The sequence below is a fragment of the Brachybacterium timonense genome, from assembly GCF_900258505.1.
GTDB classification, from domain to species: domain Bacteria; phylum Actinomycetota; class Actinomycetes; order Actinomycetales; family Dermabacteraceae; genus Brachybacterium; species Brachybacterium timonense.
In genome coordinates, this window is the sequence record NZ_LT984895.1 from 1,882,330 (window position 1) to 1,902,970 (window position 20,641).

14 protein-coding genes are annotated in these 20,641 nt (G+C 67.9%); 4 read left to right on the forward strand and 10 right to left on the reverse strand.

The features are described 5' to 3' along the window. Positions 1-19 precede the first annotated feature (19 nt). The 6 genes from C8271_RS08350 to C8271_RS08375 form a co-directional block, all read right to left on the reverse strand. The gene (locus C8271_RS08350; RefSeq protein ID WP_106506917.1) at positions 20-2,389 is read right to left on the reverse strand and encodes a ComEC/Rec2 family competence protein; all 2,370 of its coding nucleotides are present in this window, start codon (positions 2,387-2,389) and stop codon (positions 20-22) included. After that, the gene (locus C8271_RS08355) at positions 2,389-3,315 is read right to left on the reverse strand and encodes a helix-hairpin-helix domain-containing protein (protein ID WP_212591336.1); all 927 of its coding nucleotides are present in this window, start codon (positions 3,313-3,315) and stop codon (positions 2,389-2,391) included. The genes C8271_RS08350 and C8271_RS08355 overlap by 1 nt, the downstream gene beginning before the upstream one ends. A 143-nt stretch (positions 3,316-3,458) precedes the next feature. Next, positions 3,459-4,451, reverse strand: coding sequence for an NAD-dependent epimerase/dehydratase family protein (locus tag C8271_RS08360; protein ID WP_281260365.1), 993 nt, complete (start codon positions 4,449-4,451; stop codon positions 3,459-3,461). After that, positions 4,448-7,132 carry an alpha/beta fold hydrolase gene (locus C8271_RS08365; protein WP_245921052.1) on the reverse strand — a complete coding sequence of 895 codons (2,685 nt, stop codon included), beginning with the start codon at positions 7,130-7,132 and terminating at the stop codon, positions 4,448-4,450. The genes C8271_RS08360 and C8271_RS08365 overlap by 4 nt, the downstream gene beginning before the upstream one ends. After that, on the reverse strand, positions 7,129-8,154 hold the full coding sequence (locus C8271_RS08370; RefSeq protein ID WP_106506919.1) for a 3-oxoacyl-ACP synthase III: 1,026 nt from the start codon (positions 8,152-8,154) through the stop codon (positions 7,129-7,131). Before C8271_RS08370 ends, C8271_RS08365 begins: the two co-directional genes overlap by 4 nt. A gap of 137 nt (positions 8,155-8,291) precedes the next feature. After that, on the reverse strand, positions 8,292-9,227 hold the full coding sequence (locus C8271_RS08375) for a sugar phosphate isomerase/epimerase family protein (protein ID WP_106506920.1): 936 nt from the start codon (positions 9,225-9,227) through the stop codon (positions 8,292-8,294). Positions 9,228-9,360: 133 nt separating this feature from the next. Between C8271_RS08375 and C8271_RS08380 the strand changes: the two genes are divergently transcribed. Next, on the forward strand, positions 9,361-9,969 hold the full coding sequence (locus C8271_RS08380; RefSeq protein ID WP_106506921.1) for a thymidine kinase: 609 nt from the start codon (positions 9,361-9,363) through the stop codon (positions 9,967-9,969). 60 nt (positions 9,970-10,029) lie between these two features. Here the strand turns inward: C8271_RS08380 and C8271_RS08385 are convergent, their stop codons facing one another. Beyond that, a complete protein-coding gene (locus C8271_RS08385; protein WP_245921053.1) occupies positions 10,030-10,410 on the reverse strand; it encodes a hypothetical protein in 381 nt (126 codons plus the stop codon). 118 nt (positions 10,411-10,528) lie between these two features. On the opposite strand from C8271_RS08385, the gene C8271_RS08390 reads away from it, so the two are divergent. Together C8271_RS08390 and C8271_RS08395 are read left to right on the forward strand one after the other, a co-directional pair. Then, positions 10,529-13,975, forward strand: a complete 3,447-nt coding sequence (locus C8271_RS08390; RefSeq protein WP_342751942.1) for a bifunctional proline dehydrogenase/L-glutamate gamma-semialdehyde dehydrogenase — start codon at positions 10,529-10,531, stop codon at positions 13,973-13,975. 171 nt (positions 13,976-14,146) lie between these two features. Continuing rightward, complete coding sequence (locus C8271_RS08395; RefSeq protein ID WP_106506923.1) at positions 14,147-15,400, forward strand: glycoside hydrolase family 76 protein; 1,254 nt, start codon at positions 14,147-14,149, stop codon at positions 15,398-15,400. A 33-nt stretch (positions 15,401-15,433) separates the two neighbouring features. Here C8271_RS08395 and C8271_RS08400 read toward each other — a convergent pair whose 3' ends face one another. Continuing rightward, a complete protein-coding gene (locus C8271_RS08400) occupies positions 15,434-16,816 on the reverse strand; it encodes a UTP--glucose-1-phosphate uridylyltransferase (RefSeq protein WP_106506924.1) in 1,383 nt (460 codons plus the stop codon). Between the two features lie 81 nt (positions 16,817-16,897). Between C8271_RS08400 and metG the strand changes: the two genes are divergently transcribed. After that, positions 16,898-18,697 (forward strand): methionine--tRNA ligase, encoded by a 1,800-nt coding sequence (gene metG / locus C8271_RS08405; protein ID WP_106507975.1) that lies wholly within the window; start codon positions 16,898-16,900, stop codon positions 18,695-18,697. 174 nt (positions 18,698-18,871) lie between these two features. Here metG and C8271_RS08415 read toward each other — a convergent pair whose 3' ends face one another. Both C8271_RS08415 and C8271_RS08420 read right to left on the reverse strand, forming a co-directional pair. Beyond that, the gene (locus C8271_RS08415) at positions 18,872-19,615 is read right to left on the reverse strand and encodes a DNA-3-methyladenine glycosylase I (protein ID WP_106507976.1); all 744 of its coding nucleotides are present in this window, start codon (positions 19,613-19,615) and stop codon (positions 18,872-18,874) included. 52 nt (positions 19,616-19,667) lie between these two features. Beyond that, a complete protein-coding gene (locus C8271_RS08420; protein WP_245921054.1) occupies positions 19,668-20,516 on the reverse strand; it encodes a siderophore-interacting protein in 849 nt (282 codons plus the stop codon). Positions 20,517-20,641 lie beyond the last annotated feature (125 nt).

The following is a 20,641-nucleotide window of genomic DNA, read 5'->3' on the forward strand; positions in this document are numbered from 1 at the left end:
TCGGCCCGGTGCGGACTCGTCAGCGGGGTGGGCCGACACTGCGCGGTCTCGCGGAGTCGGCGGCGGGAAGGACGACGGTGCCGTGCTGGTCAGTGCGCACCAGGTGGCTCCCCTGTGCCTCGAGCATATCGAGGGTGTGCTGGGTGGGGTGACCGAAGCTGTTCTCGCTGCCAACGGTGACCAGCGCGGTGCGGGCTCCGATGAGGTCATACAGGGCGCGATGTTGGCGGCGCGATCCGTGGTGGGCGACCTTCACCACGTCGGCGCCCGGTGGGTTCAGGGCTGCGAGATCGCGCTGTGCCGCAGGTTCGAGGTCACCCAGGGCAATGAGGCTCAGGCCGTTGCGCCAGCGGGCCGCGAGTACGATCGAACAGTTATTGGCCTCAGAGCCCTCGGAGGAGCCCTGCTCGCGTCGAGCGGCGGATTCGACGGCCTCGGCAGACGGCGGCCATAAGACGTCGATGGTGAGATGAGCAGTGGCGAGCTGCTCCCCGGCGAGCGCCGTGGTGGTGGGTACGTTTGGAACGCTCTGAGCGGCTGAGTCGGCGTGCGGGCAGATCCATTGGGCACGGGGCGTTCGCTGGCCTGTGAGCGCGAGGCGTCCTCCGGTGTGATCGACGTGTGGGTGGGTGAGCACGAGCAGGTCGATGCGCTGCACACCGAGCAGGTCCAGGCATGCCTTCATGAGATCGGGATCGGGTCCCGTGTCGATCAGTACGGTGGTGGGGTCGGGTCCGGGTGCGCGCAGGAGCACAGCATCGCCCTGGCCGACGGCGCAGGCGGCGATGCTCCATTCTGGTCGCGGAGCAAGGGGCGTGTGTCGCACGATGCTCGGGCTGAGCGTGGCGACGAGAACCGCAGCGACGGCGAAACGAACCACGCGGAACCGACGACCGATCACAGCTGCGGCGCCGAGCACAATGATCACAAGAGCGATGGCGGCTCCTCCCATGCCTTCAGGCACGGATATCCGGGAGCCGGGCAGCGAGTCCGCTAGATGCGCGACGTGCAGCACGAGATGGCTGCCGCCGGCGGCGATGCTGCACAGCACGGAGCCTGCCGCGGGGTGAACCAGCCCAACGGGAAGGGCGATCAGCCCCAGCACGGTGACCGGGCCAACGATTGGTGCGACCAGCATGTTCACGGGCACTGCCCACACGGAGATCTCCGGCGTGAGCAGCACGAGGATCGGAGTGCACGCGAGCTGGGCGAGCAACGGCACCGTGATCACGAGGGCAGCAGTGCGGGAGATCCGCTCTCCCGTGAGCTCGTGCAGCATGCCAGCGGCGGGCCGTGCACCCAGCAGGATCGCCCCCGTTGCAAGGGCCGACAGGGCGAAACCAACCGATGCTGATGTCACGGGGTCAGCAAGCGACCAGATCGTCACCGTGGCGGCGAGCGCCGCCGGCGCGGAGGATGGCACACCGGCGAAACGCGCAATCAGCATCGGCGTGGCCATCGTGGCGGCGCGTTGCACGCTGGGCTCCTCCCCCACCACCCACACGTACAGCACCATGGCGAGCGCGGCTGCCGTCAGGCGCAGACGGCGGGGCACGTCGAGGATCAGCAGCGGCGCGAGCACGGCCGCGATCACGAGGGCGATATTCGCACCCGAGACCGCGACCAGATGGGAGATGCCGGCGCGGCGCATCGCGTCCTCGGCCCCCTGGGAGAGTCCGTGCGTGTCTCCGGTGGCCATGCCGCGTACCAGGGCGCCCTCATCGGCAGGAAGGTGCGCGGTGGAGGCACGGGCGGATGCGCGCAGTGCCGCGCGCAGCTGTGAGGCCGGGGCGGTCATGGCCCGCAGGCCCGAGGGCTGCTCATGGTCGATCGACGTGCCACGCAGGATCAGCAGACCGCTGCTCTCACGCAGAGTGCCGCGCACCCTCAGGCGATCACCGTCACGGATCGGCCGTGTCTGCTCGTCCGACTGCGGCAGGGTGACGAGGACCGGCAGGGACGATGGGAGAGGCTGTGTCGTGGTCCCGATACGTGCCGTCCCTGGCATGGTGCGGGCTCGCAGCCGCGTGCTGGACGCTGCCCACTCGGGCCCGCTGTGTGAGGTCTCCGGCTCGGAGACGGCGCGGACGGTGAGCTCGAGCACCGCGGGCGAATCTGCTGCGTGCCGCAGGATGCGTGCAGTCTGGGCATGATGCAGCAGAGCAGGAGTGAGGACGGCGCCGAGAATGCCCAGCAGCATGATGTGCCGCAGCACAGCGCTACGCAGCTCGGGGTGTGACCGGCCAAGCAGCAGTGCTGCGAGCCCCGTGGCAATGAGCAGGACTGCGCCAGCTGTGAGGGCCAACGTCGCACCGCTGTGCACGCCGAGGGCAGCTAGCGCCCAGGTCACCGTCGCTGTAGGGAACAACCGCAGGTCGGTGCGACGCATCAGACCCTCACATGCTCGCGCAGCTTCTCGAGTGTGGCCGGACCGATGCCGGAGACCTCCTCAAGCTGATCCACGCTGCTGAATGGGCCGTTGGTCTCTCGGTGCTCGATGATGCGCCCAGCGATCGACGGGCCGATGCCCGGCACCTGCTGCAGCTGCTCGCTGCTGGCTGTGTTGATGTCCACCGGGCCGGCGGCGCCGTCAGCTGCAGCGCCTCCCGCTGCGTCGCTCCCAGCGGCGGCGCCTGCACTCGCAGCCGTGGGCTGTACGGGAAGCGGGTCCTCGCCGGGGACGGGCACGTGGATCTGCTCGCCGTCGCTAAGCGGGCGCGCCAGGTTCAGTGCGGTGACGTCGGCTTCGGGCAGGGCACCGCCTGCGGCGCGCACAGCATCGTCAACGCGGGCACCTGCTGGGCAGCGGACGAGGCCTGGGGAGGTGACGGCACCGGAGACATGCACAACGATCTCGCTGCTGTGCAACGCGGCATTCGGATCATCTGTGGCGGAGTCAGCGTCGGGGTCCGCAGCGTCGCTGCGGGTGGTGCCGCTCGGGGCAGTCTCGCCGGCTGCTGTGCCTTCCCGATCGGAGTCAGACGCTGAGGCGTGCTCCGCCTCGTCGGTGCTGATCGGCGGTGACTCTGCGGCGGTGGCTGCGTCGGTCTGCGGCGGGATGGCGGAGCCGCGGGAGCTCACATGCACGGCCGCGGCGCCGATCAGAATCAGCACCGCGAGGGTCACCAGGGCGGACAGGCTCGGGGCAGGCAGCCGTCGGCGGGTATCTCGTGTCGGACGGTGGTGGCGCGTGATGACGAGGGGGTCGTTCTCATCGTGGGTCGTGTCACGGCGGTGTCGTCCAGCGTGCGCGCGGGGCGTCGTGGCGTCGCTTGGGTCCTCGTCCAGTGGGTTGGTGCTGCGGTGTGCTCCCATGCCCGTGACGGTAGGGATTCCCGCTGCCGCGCACGCGGCCGTGTTGACAGCAGCGTGTGGGGAGGACAGCTGAGCGCCGGCTCAGCCACGCAGCCCGTACCGTGGTGACAGCAGCGTGCGGGGAGGACGCTCCACGCGCCGCGTCACGATCCCAGTGGGTGCTCCCGGTACCAGTCGGCCACGTGGGCGAAGCCCTCATCGAGGCTCACACGCGGCGTCCACTGCAATCGTTCCCGGGTGCGGCGCTGGTCGAACCAGTGCGCGGTGGACATCTGCTCGGCGAGGAACTCTGTCATCGGCGGCTCGTCATAGCCCGGGCGGATCTCCCAGATCCGCTCGACCAGACGCCCCGCAGCACGCGCCACCGAGCCCGGGATGCGCAACCGCGGATGCGGCACCCCCGCGGCATCACACCAGCCAGCGAACACCTCACGCACGGTACGCGGCTCACCATTGGTCACGACGAAGCTCTCGCCGTGAACATCATCGATGCGGTCCAGCGCGGCGACGATCGCGTCGGCAGCATTGTCCACATACGTGGTGTCGATCAGCGCCATACCGTTGTCCAGCAGCGGGAGACGACCTGAGCGCGCACGATCCACGATCCGGCCCACGAGCTGTGTATCGCCGGGGCCCCACACGATGTGCGGGCGCACCGACGTCACGAGCAGACCGTCTGAGCCGTCGGCTGCCATGGCGAGCAGCTCGGCTGCAGCCTTCGTGCGCGCGTAGGGGCCGCGAGCATGCTCGGGATCAGCGGGCGTGGCATCCAATCCCACGATCGCCGAGCCGAGGTGCGCCACCGATGGAGAGGACACATTCACCAGGCGGCCGCCGCCATGGCTGCGCATCGCGTCGAGCACGTTCTGCGTGCCACCGATATTGACGGCGCGGTACTCCTCCTCCGGCCCGGAGATGGAGACCTTCGCCGCCAGGTGGATCACGGCATCGGTACCGTCGACGGCGCGGCGCACGTCCTCGGCGTCGGTGAGCGATCCGTTCACGTCCTCCACACCGTCAATACCGGCGGGGCGACGCTGGAAGGCTCGCACGTGGTGCCCGCGATCGCGCAGGATGCGCGCCACTGCCCCACCGAGCATGCCGGACGCGCCGGTGACCAGGATCGTGGAGCTCACAGTGCGTCCGCCTTCTGGCCGGCGAGCGTCTGCTCTGACCAGCGCGATAGCGCCGCACGGTCGATCTTCGAGTTGTGGCGGATATCCGTGGGCAGCGCGCGTGTGGTGAACACGGCCACGACCTCAACGCCGCACCGCTCCGCGACGGCACGGCGCACAGCCTCCTGCAACGAGACGGGCGCCGGGCGCGGGGTACCCGTTTTCCCTGGCCGGTAACCGTCTTCCGTCTCCAGGTGCACCACAACCTGCTGGGTGCCGCGCGGGCCGACAACCGCAGCGCCTGCTCGACGAACCGTCGGCACCGACTCTGCGGCATCCTCGACCTGCACCGGGGTGAACAGGCCCTGCGCGGTGGCGAGGACATGCGCGGCACGGCCCTCGATCCACAGGCGGCCATCCTCATCCAGATGCCCCACATCGCCCGTGGCGTGCCAGCCAGTGAAGCGCATCGACTCCGCGGTGGTTCCCCACAGGTTCAGGTAGCGGTCACGAATGTGCGGGGCGCGCAGCAGCACCTCACCGGTGATCCCCGGATCCGTGGTGGGTTCGCGGCGTGTACGGCCCTCCGGATCCATCGGAGCGATCGCAACCTCAACGCGCGGCACGGGGGCACCAACGCAGACGCCAGAGCCCTCCCCCGCTGCCTCAATGCCCTCGAGGTCGATCGCGGTCGCGGCCAGGCACTCGGTCATGCCGTACGGGGTGAGCGCCACGGCATTCGGCATGAGATCACGCAGCTCACGCAGCAGATGCGCCGGAATCGGGGCGCCGGCGGAGAAGTACGACGGCACCCGCGCCATGGCAGCGCGGCCAGCGTCGTCGAGCTGGTCGGCGGTTGCGAGAATGTTCCGCAGTGCAGCCGGGGCGGTGAACACGGCGGGCGCGCCCAGCGCATCGATCGCTTCGGCGAGCGCCGTCGCGGTCAGCTCGCCGGGCCGGCGAATGTCCATATCGGGCACGACACTCGGAGCGCCGAGTGCTGGACCCAGCAGAGCGAACGGCGCAAATCCGGCCACCAGGCCGCGTTCGGGGTCCAGCTGGAGCGTCTCCCCCACTGCCGTGAACATGGCGTGCATCTGCTGATGGGTGTACACCGCGCCCTTCGCCGGGCCTGTCGAACCCGAGGTGAACAGGATCGCGGCGTCGTCGTCGGCATCAGGCCAGGCCACGTCCAGCGGCGCGCCGAGCTCCCGCATCTGGCGGCCGGAGCGGGCGAGCTCGGTGATAGAGGTGTCCACGCCGAGCACCGTGCGGTCCACGGTCGGCAGAGTCGACACCGAGATGCGGCGGCCGGGCCAGCTCAGTGTGCGGGCGCCTGCGAGGGCGGTGGGGATGCCGATGATCCAGTCGGCGTGGGAGCCGACGACGGCACGGGTCAGGCCAGCGATCCCGAGCCCCGCATCCGCGATCACGGCGACCGCTCCAATGCGCAGGCAGGCGAACAGCACGGCCGCGAGGTCCGCGCCGGGTGGGACGAGCAGGCTCACGCGGTCGCCGGGACGCACGCCGTGGGCGAGCATGCCGGCGGCGATGTCCTCGATGCGAGTGTTCAGTAGTTCCCAGGTGATGGTGCGGGCTGTGCCGTCGGGTCCGGCAAGCTCGACCACCGCCGGGCCGTGACGGTGCGCAGGATCAGAGGCGAGCTGGGCGATGCGCTCGCCGGGCCGCCCGACGGGGCCCTGCTGGGCGTGGCTGGAGACGGCCGGGGCGGTGGGGTCGGGCTCGCCGAGCACGGTCGGCAGCCAGCGGGCGACGAGTCCAGCCACGTCCGCGTCCTCCCACACCAGGTGGGAGGCTGTCTCGAAACGGTGAACAGCGGCATGCGGAACCCGGTCGAGCAGGTCACGCAGATAGCGGTCGGAGAAGACGACGTCACGCGGGCCCCAGGCGAAGAGCGTGGGGACATCAAGGTCGCGGATCCCGTCAGCCAGACGCTCGAGAGTGGGGCGCGAGGGATGGCCGGCGAGCGCCGGGATGTCGGCGACGAACTGCTCGATGCCGCGTCGGCGCTGACGGGTGCGGTAGGGCGCGAGGTAGGCGCGCTCCACCTCCGGTGCGAGCGGCGGTGAGGAGAGCGACAGTGTGGTGCGCAGGAAGGCATCGGTGAGCGAGGTGGTGGCGGGCAGCACCGCGGGCGTGGTGGCCAACTGGAGCGCCTTCGGCAGCTGTTCGCCGATCTCCTGGTGGATACCGGTATTGGTGAGAATCATCCCGGCCAGGTCGTGCCGGTTATCCAGCGCCCAGCCGACGGAGACGATCCCGCCCCAGTCGTGGCCGACGGTGACGACGGGACCGCGGATGGACAGAGCGTCCGTGAGCAGGGACAGGTCGGTGATGCGGTCCTGCAGAGTGCGTTTCGCACCGGTGCGTTCGGACCACCCCATCTCAAGCTGGTCGACCGCGATGATCCGCCACGGGATGTCGGCGCGGATCAGAGAGCGGTACAGGAACGAGAAGGTGGGGTTGCCGTGGACGGCGAGGATGGTGCCGCGCGGCCGCTCGCCGGCGGGCAGGTCAGGCGTGGCGTCGATCACGTGCCAGCGGCACATGCGGCCGGCGTGGTCGCGCACGTGGACGAAGCGCTGATGGCGTGGGTCCACGCCGGGAAGCTGTGGCAGCTCCTCCGCGGCGGCGTCGGCGATGTCGGGGGTGGACTGTCGGCGTCGGGCGGGGCTGGTCACCACTGCACCTCCATGAATGCGGTGTTGAGTCCGGATCCGACGCCGAGCAGCAGCACGCGCTCTCCGCGGCGGACGTTGTCCTGATGGTGGGCGAGGGTCATCGGTGCGGCTTCCGCGGCCACATTGCCCCAGTCGGCGAGGGTCACAGGGATGCGCTCCATGGGTACCCCGGTGAGTTTGGAGAAGTTGCGGGTGTACACCGTGGAGACCTGGTGGGGGATCACGTGCTCGATGCTCTTGAAGTCGCGACCATTGGCGTGGGCGTCACGCCAGGTGTCCATGATCAGGGCGATGCCGTTCTCCAGCAGGCCCTGCGAGTCGGTGCGCATGTCGTCCATATTGCCGATGCACAGCTCGTGGTGCTCGGTGCCGGCGCGCGCTTCGGTGACGACGATGCGGTGTCCCTCGGGGTGCTGATCGGCGGGGCCGAGCACCGCGGCAGCAGCACCTGATCCCAGGGTGAGGGAGGCGAATCGGTTGTTGAAGTCGGCGCGGGTGGCGTTCTTGCCATTGAGGCGTTCGATCGTGGTGCGCTGGACCTGTTCAACGTCCTCTGCCCCGACCACGAGCGCGTAGCGGACGTGCCCGGCATCGATGAGGCCTGCGGCAACGGTCATCGCGTCGATGAACCCCAGACACGCGTTGGTGATGTCGAAGTTCATGGCACCGGTCGGCAACCCGAGCGCGTTGTGCACCGAGGTCGCGACCGCCGGCTCGAGGTGCGGGCGGCACACCGACGCGTTGATGATGAGGTCGACCTGGTCGCGCATGATGCCAGCGCGGTTCATAGCCCGTTCGGCCGCCAGCACGATGCCCTGGCGCCAGCCAGTCTCCGGGTCACGCCACCACCGGCGCTCATACACGCCAGCCACACGCTGCAGGACCCCCCTGGGTAGTCGCAGTCGTTTGCGTGCGGGGGCGAGCATGTCGTCGATCTCATCTGAGGTCACCGCCACCTGCGCGGGCGTGGCCTCCACGGCCAGCAACGCGGTGTTGCGGTGGACGATCGATGTGTTCCCCATGTGCTCGCTCTACCTCGTTCGTACGCTCTCATCCTGGTCGGCCGACTGCTCGCGGCCACAGAGGGTCATTGTCGCACTGCGTCATCTGGGTGCAGTGGGAAGTGGCCGATGCCACCCCGCTGTGATCGCTGCGACCTTCACCGCTCGTCAGCGGCGGGAGTCTGCTCGAGGTGGTGGCCCAGATGGTGGCGAGCAAACAGCAGACACTGCTCGAGCACATCTTCGCGAGTAAGCCCCGCGGGTCGCGTTCGGGTGTTGACCTCCACCAGCACGGATCCGGACCAGCCGCGGTTGGCCAGTCGGCGAAGCACTTCGGCGCACGGCTGAGAGCCCTCTCCGGGCGGCAGGTGCTCGTCCTTGGTGGTGCGACCGGAGCCGTCGGCCAGATGCAGGTGAGTAAGTCGATCTCCCAGTCGGTCGATCATCTCGAGCGGATCATCACCGGCGGTGGCTGCATGGGAGAGGTCCACAGTCACGTGGGCGTAGTCCTCATCGGTTGGGTCATGGTCCGGGAGATAAACCAGGCCTTCGCGCACGCCCAGGCGCCACGGGTACATGTTCTCCACGGCGATCGCGATGCCGGTCGCGGCCTCGATCCGAGCGATGCCCTCAACGAACTCGCGCGCGTACCGGCCCTGCCACCGAAACGGCGGATGAGCCACGACCGTCGGCACCTCGAGCTGTTGCGCCATCTGGACTGTGCGCTCGATCTTCGCCCACGGATCCAGGCCCCAGAGGTGCTGCAGGAAGAACAGAGTCGGCGCGTGCAGAGACAGGATCGGCTGCTCGTACTCCTCGCTGAAGCGACGCAGGGCCGCGACGTCCCGACTGTCCTTCGTCACAGAGACCATGACCTCAACGCCGTCGTAGCCGGTCTGCTGGGCGATACGGAAACACTCCTCGACACCGGCGGGGAACACCGAAGACGTGGACAACCCGACGGGAATACGGCGCTGGGGGTGCTGATCCGAACGCGGATCGCCATCGCGCAGCCGGCGCGCAAGGCTCGTGCGGCCCCGCCGCAGCGCGCAGTTCGGGCGCGTGAGTGGGCGCCTGCGACTGTCTTCGTTCACCCCGTCTCCTTCCCTCTGGCCAAGCTACGGCCACCACGGGCTCGTTCAGTATGCCGTAGCGGGGCAGAAAGGTGCAGTGATCAGGTGCCTACACTGCCTTCGTGCTGATCCCCGACTCCGGAGTCCTCACCTCATGGCCAAGCTGCACTTCAAGTACGGAGCGATGAACTCCGGCAAGTCCGACACCCTGATCAAGACCGCCTACAACTACGCCGAACGCGGCCTCGCCACGATCACCGTCAAACCGGCGCTGGACACCAAAGGCGAGGACTGGGTGGTGGCGCGCGGAGGGGCGAAGCGGAAGGTCGACGTGCTCGTCGCCCACGGCGAGGATCTTCGCGCACGGATCCATGAGGCGGCTGACGCCCAAGGCCTGCGGCCGCTGCATTGCGTGCTCGTGGACGAATCGCAGTTCCTCGAGCCCGCGCAGATCGACCAGCTGTTCCTGGTCGCGAAGCAGGATGGGATCTCCGTGATCTGTTACGGGCTGCGCACAGATTTCACGACGCATGTCTTTCCGGGCAGCAGGCGCCTCTTCGAGCTGGCCGACAACTTCGAGAAGCTGCCAACCATGTGCCGCTGCGGTTCACAAGCCGAGTTCAACTGCCGTCTGGCCGATGGTCGCCACGTGTTCGAGGGTGAGCAGGTGGCGATCGACGGCGGCGAGATCACCTACGAATCGCTGTGCGGTGCATGCTTCATGGACGAGCAGCGAAAGGCCGGGGCGCGTCTGCTCGGATGAGCAGTGCTGCCCCGGCCTTCCGGTGCGCAGTACGGTGCAGGCGAGGTGGCCTGCGCCTGGTCAGGAGCTGAGCGGCTTGTCCTCGCCCACCTCGGCGTCGCCGCCGGCGAGGTCGGACTGCGCGGCATCAGACTGGCCGCGGTCGGTGATCTTCGCGGCGGCATCGCTCACCGAGCCACTCACCGAGGAGGCGACCTCGGGAGCCTTCTCCTTCACGGTGCTCGCCGCATCACCGGCAGCCTTCACAGCAGTATCACGGGCCTGAGCTGCGCGCTCACGCACCACCGGATCCTGTGCAACCGAGCGAGCATTGCGCTCCAGGGACTCGTAGGGGCCACGGCCCATCGCCGAGCCGGCCACGAACCCGATACCCAGCCCCAGCAGGAACACGAACTTCTTCATCGTCTTCTCCATCTCCTCGAGGACGGTCCTCGACGTCACTCTTCCATACTGTCGGCCTTCTCCGATCGCGTCGACCGACCGGTCCACGAGGCTGTGCGGGGATACGATGCGCTCAGGCCCGGGAATGCCAGCGCCTCCCCAACCATTCGAGGACTCGATGATGACTCCTGAAGTTTCACGCGCCGCACGCCCCAGCACCTCCGTGACGGCCGCCCAGGTGGCCGATCTTGTGCAGGACTGGGTGCGCGCTTCCGCCACACGTCCTATCCCGTCAGCAGCCCGGATGCTCGCTGACCTCCTGCGGGATCCGAAGGGCTTGGAGTTCACGCTCGCCTTCGTGGATAGGGTGATTCGGCCGGAAGATCCGCGGGCAGCTGCCGTGGAGCTGCGGCGCCTCGCGCAGGATCCACCGCAATTCCTGCCGCCTGCGCTGCGTCGCGTCGTCTCCATGGGTGGCGCCGCGTCTCGGCTCGCCCCACAGGTGGTGGTTCCCGCTGCCCGCGCCACGATGCGCCGCCTGGTCTCGCACCTGATCCTCGATGCGCGGGACCCGCATCTTGCACGGTCCATCCGTCGGCTCACCGCTGACGGCACCGCACTGAACATCAACCTGCTGGGCGAGGCGGTGCTCGGTGCGCAGGAGGCTGCACGGCGCCTGGAGGGCGTTCGGGAGCTGATCCGTCGCGAGGACGTCGACTACGTCTCGATCAAGGTCTCGTCGATCATCGATCACCTGCCGCTCTGGGATGCAGAGCGCACGGTCGAGCGGGTGGTCGAAACGCTGCTGCCCGTGTATCTGGAGGCGGCCCGGCAGGAGCACCCCACGTTCATCAACATGGACATGGAGGAGTACCACGACCTCGAACTCACCCTTGCGGTGTTCGAGTCACTGCTGGACCGGCCTGAACTCATGGGTCTGCGCGCAGGGATCGTGCTGCAGGCGTACCTGCCCGATGCCCAGCGGGCCATGCTCCGTCTACGTGCCTTCGCCGAGCAGCGCACGGCCGCTGGCGGCGCCCCCATCAAGGTGCGTCTGGTCAAGGGCGCGAACCTGGCGATGGAGCGAGTCGATGCTTCCCTGCACGGGTGGCGACAGGCACCGCTGGAATCCAAGGAGGAGACCGACGCCCAGTACAAGCGGATCCTGCTGGATGCGCTGCAGCCGGAGCATCTGCGGGCGGTCAACATTGGCGTCGCCGGGCACAACCTCTTCGACGTCGCCTTCGCGCATCTGGTCATGACCGAGCGCGGTATCGATCCAGGGCCAGATAACGGTGTCGAGTTCGAGATGCTCGCCGGGATGGCACCCGGCCAGCAGGCCGTGGTACGCGAATCCGTCGGCTCCATGCGGCTGTATGTGCCGGTGGTGGACCCTGCGCACTTCGACGTCGCGGTGTCCTACCTGGTGCGGCGCCTCGAGGAGAATGCGTCCAGCGAGAACTTCATGTCTGCCGTGTTCGAGCTTGACACACGTCCGGAGCTGTTCGAGCGTGAAGGGGCGCGCTTCGAACGGGCCCTGCATCGAGCGCTCGCGGAAGAGTCAGAGCTGACGCATCGCGATCAGGATCGCACGCAGGATGCACGTGGGGGCCTGCCGGAGCTCGGTTCCTCGGTGCTGCCTGCAACGCCTGGGGCGTTCCGCAACACTCCGGATACCGACATGTCCACCCTTGCGAACCAGGCGTGGGGCGACGAGATCACCCATCGCATTCGCGGCAGTAGGGTCGGTATCGCTGAAGCAGAGGCGGCCCGCCTCGAAACCACCGAGCAGGTCGACGCGGCGATTCAGCGGGCTCTGCAGGCGCAGACGGCATGGGCGGGGCGCACTCCAGCCGAGCGAGCGCAGCTGCTGCGGCAGGCGGCCCGGCATCTAGCGGCTCGCCGCGGTGAACTGCTCGAGGTGATGGGTGCGGAGACCGGGAAGACGCTCGCGCAGGGCGATCCGGAAGTCAGCGAGGCGATCGATTTCGCCCTGTACTACGCCGACCAGATCGAGCAGCTCAACGCCCGCGAGGACGTCACCTTCAGCCCGCGACCGTTGACGCTCGTGACGCCGCCGTGGAACTTCCCCGTCGCGATCCCGACAGGTGGCGTCACCGCGGCGCTCGCCACGGGGTCAGCGGTGATCATGAAGCCTGCTCCGCAAGCGCGGAGGTGTGGCGCCCTCATCGGCGCGATCCTGCATGCAGCAGGGATCCCCGAGGACGTGCTGCAGATCCTCGACGTGCCGGAGACAGAGGTGGGACGCTCCCTCGTATCGGACCCACGGATCTCCCAGCTCATCCTCACCGGCGCCTATGAGACCTCCGAGCTGTTCGCCTCCTGGAATCCCGCTCTGCCAATCAAAGCGGAGACCAGCGGGAAGAACGCCATCATCGTCACCCCGCATGCCGACCTGGACCTGGCCGCACGGGATGTGGCTCAGAGCGCGTTCGGGCATGCCGGCCAGAAATGCTCCGCCGCATCGCTCGTCATCACCGTCGGGTCTGTGACGCGGTCGCGGCGCTTCCAGGCGCAGCTCGCTGACGCCGTGCTCAGTCTGCATGTCGGTCTACCGAGCGACGCCTCCGCCGACGTCGGCCCCGTGATCGAAGCTCCCGGAACGAAGCTCACCGAGGGCCTGACTGAGCTGGGCCCCGGCGAGCAGTGGCTCTCGCAGCCGCGGATCCTGAACGACGACGCATGCCTGATCACGCCCGGTGTGCGCACCGGCGTGCGAGAGGGATCCGCTTACCACCTCACGGAGTATTTCGGACCGGTGCTCGGCATGATGCACGCCGACACTCTCGAGGAGGCGCTGCGCCTGCAGAACGGCACCGCGTATGGGCTCACTGCCGGTCTCCACTCGCTGGATGAGGAAGAGATCGCCTGGTGGATCCAGCGTGTGCAGGCCGGGAACCTCTACATCAATCGCGGGATCACCGGGGCGATCGTGCAGCGGCAGCCCTTCGGCGGCTGGAAGCGTTCCGCCGTCGGGCAGACGTCCAAGGCGGGCGGCCCCTCCTATCTGATCCATCTCATGGACGCGCACGACGTCACGGAGCGCAGTGACGAGGAAGCCTGGGCGGCAGCGGCCCGGCACAGCGATCGCGAGGTCTGGGCCAGTGAGCTCACTGCTCGTGACGTGCAGGATCTGCATGGTGAGATCAACGTTCTGCGACATCTGCCGGTGCCGGTCACGGTGCGCGCGGTTGACGGGGCGAACCCGGTGGAGCTGGCGAGGGTGCTGCATGCTGCACAGACCGTGTCGGCGCCTGTGGAGGTGTCCGTTGCGACGGCAGATCAGCGTGAGGCAGCGATCCACGCCGGCGTGGAGCCGAACGATGTGCGCCTCGAGGACGCAGCAACCTTTGCGGCACGCGTGGATGCGCAAACGCCAACGCGGATCCGGCTGATCGGCGAGGCCGACGACGCGCTACTGAAGGCGGTCGCCCAACGGGTCGAGGTATCGCTGTGGCGCGACCCGGTGACGGCAAGCGGCCGTATCGAGCTGCTCCCGTTCCTGCATGAGCAGGCGATCTCCGCCACGAATCACCGGTACGGCAATCCCCTGCCGCGGCCACTGGATCTCGTGGGGCCAACCGGATTCGCGCGCGGGGCGTGAACCCGGCGGCATCGTGCACGCCCCTGTCGGTACCGCGCCCGTGTTCGTACGCTGGGCGTGAGCATCGGAGGTTGTCCACATGCTGCGGCGTTGCCTTGCCGCCGGGGCACCCGACCCCTAGGGTTGTGAGGCCTGTCACCCGCAGGCCGACTCGATGACGAGGAGCACACGATGAGTCACCCGCACCACAGCATCTCCCGCCGCACCGCTTTGGGCGCCGCCACGGCGACCGCGGCGATGCTCACCACCACGCCCAGTCTCGCCGCGCCGCGGGGACAGGAGGACCGCATGACCACTGACAAGCCGCTGAGCCCTGTACCGGGGAAAGGTGTGGCGCGTCAGCGCGCCGTGGCCGCGCACGATGCGATGCAGAAGCACTTCGGTACGCAGGACGGGTCCGATCTGCTGCGGGAGTTCCATCCGCATCGGGAAGACGACAACCCGTACTCCTACGAGTGGCCGTTCTCGCAGGCTCGCATCGCCACTGATCAGCTCTCCCGCACCGTGGGCGGGGCAAGCCTGCGCCTGGATGATCTGATCGCTTCACGCGATCGTGGGCAGGAGCGTTACTGGCATCTCGCGGGCGGTACCACAGGCTTGCCTGGCTACGCGTCAGCGACGGATCTGGAGCAGGGCGCGCACGGCACGTACTTCTACGACGACAATTCGTGGGTCGCGCTCGCCGAGCTTGAACGGCATCGCGCCTCCGGGGGATGTGAGGGCGATCTCGACCGCGTCGAGGAGATCCTCGCGCTTCTGCGATCAGCCCGCTCGACCGATGAGTCGTTGCCGGCACCCGGCGGACTGTTCTGGTCCCAGGGCGATGACGGGGACCGCAACACTGTGGCGACCATGCCAGCCGCGAAGGTCGCGTTGCACCTGCACCAGATCACCGGGGACGAGAGCCTGCTCGAGGACGCTCGGGAATGGGTCGAGTGGACCCGCGAGCACCTGCTCTCCCCCGAGGGGCTGTTCTGGGATCATGTGAAGCTCGACGGCACCGTCGAGAAAATGTTCTGGACCTACAACCAGGGCGTGCCGATCGGTGTTGAGGTGCTGCTGCATCAGATCACCGGCGAGGATGAGCACCGCCAGCGGGCACTGGACCTGGTGGACGCGGTCATCGACCACTACCAGGTGTTCACGCGCGGCGGGCGGCTTGACGACGACCAGCCCGTGTTCTTCAACGCGATCCTGTGCGCGAACCTGCTGTACGCGCAGAGCGTGTTGGGCGATGTGGTTCCGGGTGAGCGCATCACGCAGGAGGCTGCGCATCGGGCGTGGACGGATCAGCGCGACCCGGCCACCGACCTGTCGACGCGCCGCAACGACAAGGGTGAGCTGGAGCTGCTTATGCAGGCGGGTCTGACGCGGCTGCAGGCGCTCGCGGCGATGGCGCCTCCGGTGTGGAGGCACCTCGCCTGAGCACGACCGGCAGGGGTGCGGGGACGGTGCCGTTCAGCGCTGGGTGCCGACCCGCGCCCCTTCGGGCACGTCCCCGCCTTCGGGCCCGAGCACCACGTCGCCCAGGAGACTCACGTCGGCGCCGAAGGTCCAGTCCCCCTGAATGTCCACGGCGCTGGCCTGCTTCAGTGAGGGCACGCCGTGAGGGAAACGCGCCTCGAAGTCCCCGATCAGCTTGTAGGCCTCAGAGGCGAGCTTCACGGTGGGCACCGTTGGCGCCTGCTGCACGAGAGCCTGACGGTTATCGAGGTCGTACACATCTGATCGCACGAGCATGAGGTCGCTCGTAGCCTTGACCGGGAGGAACCGGTCCCGGCCGACGACGATCGCGGTTGCCCCCTCGAAGACCTCGACCGCTGCGCCCATCGCAGACTCGATCTGGTAAACGGGCGTGGAGGACTTATCTGCGGGATCCACCGTCTTCTCGTTGCGGATCAGCGGCAGACCCATGACGCCGCCTCGCGATGTCAGCACCGCGTCGAGCTGCTCGAGGTCGAACCACAGGTTGTTGGTGTGGAAGTACGGGTGGCGGTGCTCGTCGGTGAAGTAATCCATCTCCTCGGCCGGAGTCTGCGCGGTGTCGCGCAGGATGAGTCGGCCATCGGACTTGCGGATCGCCAGGTGGCCACCCTTGCGATCCGCGGCGGTGCGCCGGCATAGCTCAGCGGCGTACGGCGCACCGGTGGACGCGAACCAGGAGGCGATCACCGGGCTCGGCACGGTGCCCAGGTTGTCCGAGTTGGAGACGGAGGCGTACTTGAAGCCGGCGTCCAGCAGCTGCTGGAGCACACCGGAGGTCTGCAGGGCGGTGTAGATGTCACCGTGGCCGGGCGGGCACCATTCGAGATCAGGATCGGCGGACCACTCCACGGGGGTGAGGTCGTCAGTGCGCAGCTTCGGCTCCTTGTTCTGCAGGAAGTCGAGCGGCAAGTCGCCCACACGCAGATCCGGGTACTTTTCGAGCGCCGCCAGCGTGTCCTCGCGAGTGCGGAAGGAGTTCATGAACAGCAGCGGCAGACGCGACAAAGTGCCACGACGGGCGGCGAGCACCTGCTCGACGATGATGTCAAGGAACGTCTTGCCAGCACGCACAGGCAACAGCGACTTCGCCTTGTCCATGCCCATGGACGTGCCGAGCCCGCCGTTGAGGTTGATGATGACGAGCTGGTCGAAGACCTGCTTGGCGTGGGCCGGATCGATGCTGACATCCTCGAGCTTCGGCGGATCGAGGTACGGCTCGATGGTGTCCTCAGGGATCGTGCCGGTCACCCCGGCTTCAAGCTGCCCGTAGTAATGGGTGAAGACGTCGATCGCGGTCTGCGGAACCTGGGCATCGGCCATCTTCTGCTGCGCTGCGGCGAGTCCTTCGGTGCTCATGGTCACACCCTACCGACGTCGGCGAGTGTGGCGGGCCGCGGACGGGGCGGCCTCGGCGGTGACTCCGTAGACTGGGGCGCTATGAGCACAGTCCTGTCTGCGGTCGCGTGGCCGTATGCCAACGGTCCCCGTCACATCGGTCACGTCGCCGGCTTCGGCGTTCCTTCGGACGTCTTCTCCCGGTACATGCGCATGGCTGGGCATGACGTGCTCATGGTCTCCGGCACCGACGAGCATGGCACCCCGATCCTGGTCGAGGCCGGCAAACAGGGCGTCAGCGCCCAGCAGCTTGCCGACCGCAATAATCGGGTGATCGTCGAAGATCTCGTGGCGCTCGGCCTCAGCTACGACCTCTTCACCCGCACCACGACCCGGAACCACTATCAGGTGGTGCAGGACATGTTCCGGGCCGTACGGGACAATGGCTACCTCGTCGAGCAGCTCACGCAGGGAGCGATCTCACCGTCCACCGGCCGCACCCTGCCGGACCGCTACATCGAGGGCACCTGCCCGATCTGTGGCACGCCAGGAGCGCGCGGCGATCAGTGCGATGCCTGCGGCAACCAGCTCGACCCCACCGACCTGATCGACCCCGTCTCCAAGATCGACGGGGAGACGCCGGAGTTCATCGAAACGTCCCACTGGTTCCTTGACCTGCCGGCGCTGGCCGCGGAACTGGGGCGCTGGCTCGACACGCGGGAAGCCACCGGCCTGTGGCGGCCCAACGTGATCCGCTTCTCGAAGAACATCCTCGAGGACATCAAGCCCCGTGCGATGACCCGCGACATCGACTGGGGCATCCCCGTGCCGGGCTGGGAGGATCAGCCCAACAAGCGCCTGTACGTGTGGTTTGACGCGGTGATCGGGTACCTCTCCGCCTCGATCGAGTGGGCGCGACGCAGTGGCGATCCGGATGCCTGGCGGCGCTGGTGGAACGATCCTGAGGCGTTGTCGTACTACTTCATGGGTAAGGACAACATCGTCTTCCACTCCCAGATCTGGCCAGCGGAAATGCTGGCGCAGAACGGGAAGGGTGACAAGGGCGGTGTGCCCGGGCAGTTCGGTGAACTGAACCTGCCCACGGAGGTTGTCTCCTCCGAGTTCCTCACGATGGAGGGCAAGAAGTTCTCCTCCTCCAAGGGCGTGGTCATCTACGTACGTGATGTGCTCGACCGCTATCAGCCTGATGCACTGCGCTATTTCATCTCCGCCGCGGGACCCGAGAATCAGGACGCGGACTTCACCTGGTCCGAGTTCGTCTCCCGCACCAACAACGAACTGGTGGCTGGCTGGGGCAACCTGGTCAACCGCACAGCAGCGATGATCGCGAAGAACGTCGGCGAGATCCCTGCCGCTGGCGAGCTCGAGGACATTGACCGTGCGTTGCTGGATCAGATCCGGGCCGGCTTTGACACCGTCGGCGGGCTGATCGAGCAGCATCGCCAGCGTGCGGCGATCGCCGAGGTCATGCGCCTGGTGGGCGAGGCGAACCGGTACGTGTCCGAGACGGAGCCGTTCAAGCTGAAGGCGCCGGAGCAGCGTGAGCGCCTGCTCACCGTGCTGCACGTGCTCGCTCAGGCCGTCACGGATCTCAACACGATGATCGCGCCGTTCCTGCCGTTCTCTGCGAACGCCGTGGAGAAGGCGCTCGGTGGAGATCGCGTGATCGCTCCGCTGCCCCAGCTGGTGGAGGTCGAGGATCTGGACGGCGGCCACCCGTACCCGATCATCACGGGTGACTACACCGACGTGCCCGCGTGGGAGCACCGCCCGGTGACGGTCGGCGCGCCGGTGGCGAAGCCAACGCCGATCTTCACGAAGCTCGATTCAACAGTGGTGGAGCAGGAGCTGGATCGTCTGCGCGCTGAGGCCGAGGGCTGATGAGCGCTCGCTGCGACCAGTGTCGTCAGAAGATTCGCGGCGCAGGCGTCACGACGCCGACGATGCGGCGCCTATGCACCCGGTGTGGTCGTTCCTTTGAGGGCAGAGCCGCAGGGCTGATGGCAGGTGGCGGCATTGCCGGAGCTATAGCGACCTCCGGGTGGTATCAGCGGATCACTCGGCTGACGAAGCCGACCCGCGAGGACTGACCCCGCCGGGTTCCGGCCCCGTCGCGAGCGGCGCGCCGTCGGCGCCCCAGATGCCTGAACTGCCGCGCCGATGTGACCCGACAAGATGCGTATCGACGATGCCGATCGCTTCCATCAGGGCGAACATTGTCGTGGGGCCGACGAATCGGAAACCGCGCTGCTTCAGCTCGGCGGCCAGAGCGCGGGACCCGGAACTCGTGGTGGGAACCTCAGCTGCGGTGCGTGGGATCGGGGTGCGGTCAGGGCGGTAGGACCAGACAAGGTCTGCCAGTGTCGCTCCGGGGCCCAGGTCACCGTGGGCGCCGAGTCTGTTCTCCGTGCGAAGGGCGACGGTGGCGCGGGCATTCGCCATCGTGGCCTCGATCTTGCCACGATGGCGAATGATGCGCTCATCGGTGAGCAGGCGGTCGACGTCGTCGGGCCCGAAGCGGGCGACGACATCAGGGTCGAAGTTCGCGAAGGCACATCGGAAGCCCTCACGTCGACGCAGGATGGTGGCCCAACTGAGGCCTGATTGGAAGCCCTCGAGGCACAGCCGCTCGAAGACACCCTGTTCTGTGCGCACCGGCATGCCCCACTCGGTGTCGTAATAGGTGCGCAGGTCATCGTGGGTACTGGCCCAGCGTGGCCGGGCCAAGCCGTCGGCGCCGATCACCAGGTCCGGTGTGGACCCTGCAGCGGGCGCGGAGTCCTCGAGAGGCCGCGGCATCGTGAGCGCGGCATCGCCGACAGTCTTCATCGGGTCACGATGCAAGCGCGGCTTAGTCGTCGATCTGTCCGATCGGTTGGCGCTTCTCCGCCTGGAACTCATCCTCCACCCTTCCCTGGGCCCAGTAGGCGGAGATCGAGATCTGGCCGCGCTCGATGCCGCGCTCGGTGACCAGGTGAGCGCGCAACTGCTTCGTGAGCCCGCGTTCAGCATGGCAGAACACCTGCAGGCCAGGCGAGACCGTAACAGGGAGGGCCTGCACGGCCTTGAGCAGTTCTGCGCCTGTGCCGATCACCCACTGCACCTCGATGCCGCGGGGGTGACTGAGGTCGATGCGGTCCTCGCCATGCTCGAGCTGGATGATGGCGTGGCCGCGAGCATCCTCGGGCATGGCTTCGAGGGAGGCGGCAATCGCCGGCAGGGTGGCGTGGTCGCCGATCAGCAGGTGGTCGGTCGCATCGGGGCGCGGGGCGTAGCCGCCACCCGCTCCCTTGAGGGCGATCGTCTCACCAACGCGAGCACGAGCGGCCCACGGTGCGGCGATGCCGTCTGCGTCATCATGGAGCACCACGTCGATGTCAAGGCTCTGCTCTGCATCGTGCCAGCGGCGCACCGTGTAAGTGCGCAGGGCGGGCAGGAGCTCCGGGCTGTTCTCACGCAGCGCGTCGAGATCGTACGGCGGGGTGAGGTCGCTGCCGGGGCGGGGCAGCAAGAGCTTCACGTAGGCGTCAGTGTCCTGGGAGCGGCGCAGGGTTGAGAACTGCTCGCCGCCCACCGTGACACGCAGCAGGCGGGGACTGATCTGCGTGACGGCCCGGACGGACAGCATCGCTTGGGTGCCGCCGCGACGCGGTGCGGGAGTGTCCGTTGCGGGGCGTGTGCTTGGCGTGGTCTCCGGCATGTCGGACATATTACGTCATGCGCAGCATGCGTAATTCTCGATTCCCGGGGGCGTCGTCCGTGAGTCACGTGGGGTGTCATCGACGGATGTGCGCTGGCTAAACGCGGTGCTGCTGTCGTGCAAGG

Coding starts and splice junctions, on each gene's coding strand:
- metG (WP_106507975.1), top strand. CDS start 16,898: ATGAGCACAGTCCTGTCTGCGGTCGCGTGGCCGTATGCCAACGGTCCC.
- C8271_RS08355 (WP_212591336.1), bottom strand. CDS start 3,315: ATGGGAGCACACCGCAGCACCAACCCACTGGACGAGGACCCAAGCGAC.
- C8271_RS08415 (WP_106507976.1), bottom strand. CDS start 19,615: ATGCCGCGGCCTCTCGAGGACTCCGCGCCCGCTGCAGGGTCCACACCG.
- C8271_RS08370 (WP_106506919.1), bottom strand. CDS start 8,154: ATGGGGAACACATCGATCGTCCACCGCAACACCGCGTTGCTGGCCGTG.
- C8271_RS08395 (WP_106506923.1), top strand. CDS start 14,147: ATGAGTCACCCGCACCACAGCATCTCCCGCCGCACCGCTTTGGGCGCC.
- C8271_RS08380 (WP_106506921.1), top strand. CDS start 9,361: ATGGCCAAGCTGCACTTCAAGTACGGAGCGATGAACTCCGGCAAGTCC.
- C8271_RS08420 (WP_245921054.1), bottom strand. CDS start 20,516: ATGCCGGAGACCACGCCAAGCACACGCCCCGCAACGGACACTCCCGCA.
- C8271_RS08390 (WP_342751942.1), top strand. CDS start 10,529: ATGATGACTCCTGAAGTTTCACGCGCCGCACGCCCCAGCACCTCCGTG.
- C8271_RS08350 (WP_106506917.1), bottom strand. CDS start 2,389: ATGCGTCGCACCGACCTGCGGTTGTTCCCTACAGCGACGGTGACCTGG.
- C8271_RS08400 (WP_106506924.1), bottom strand. CDS start 16,816: ATGAGCACCGAAGGACTCGCCGCAGCGCAGCAGAAGATGGCCGATGCC.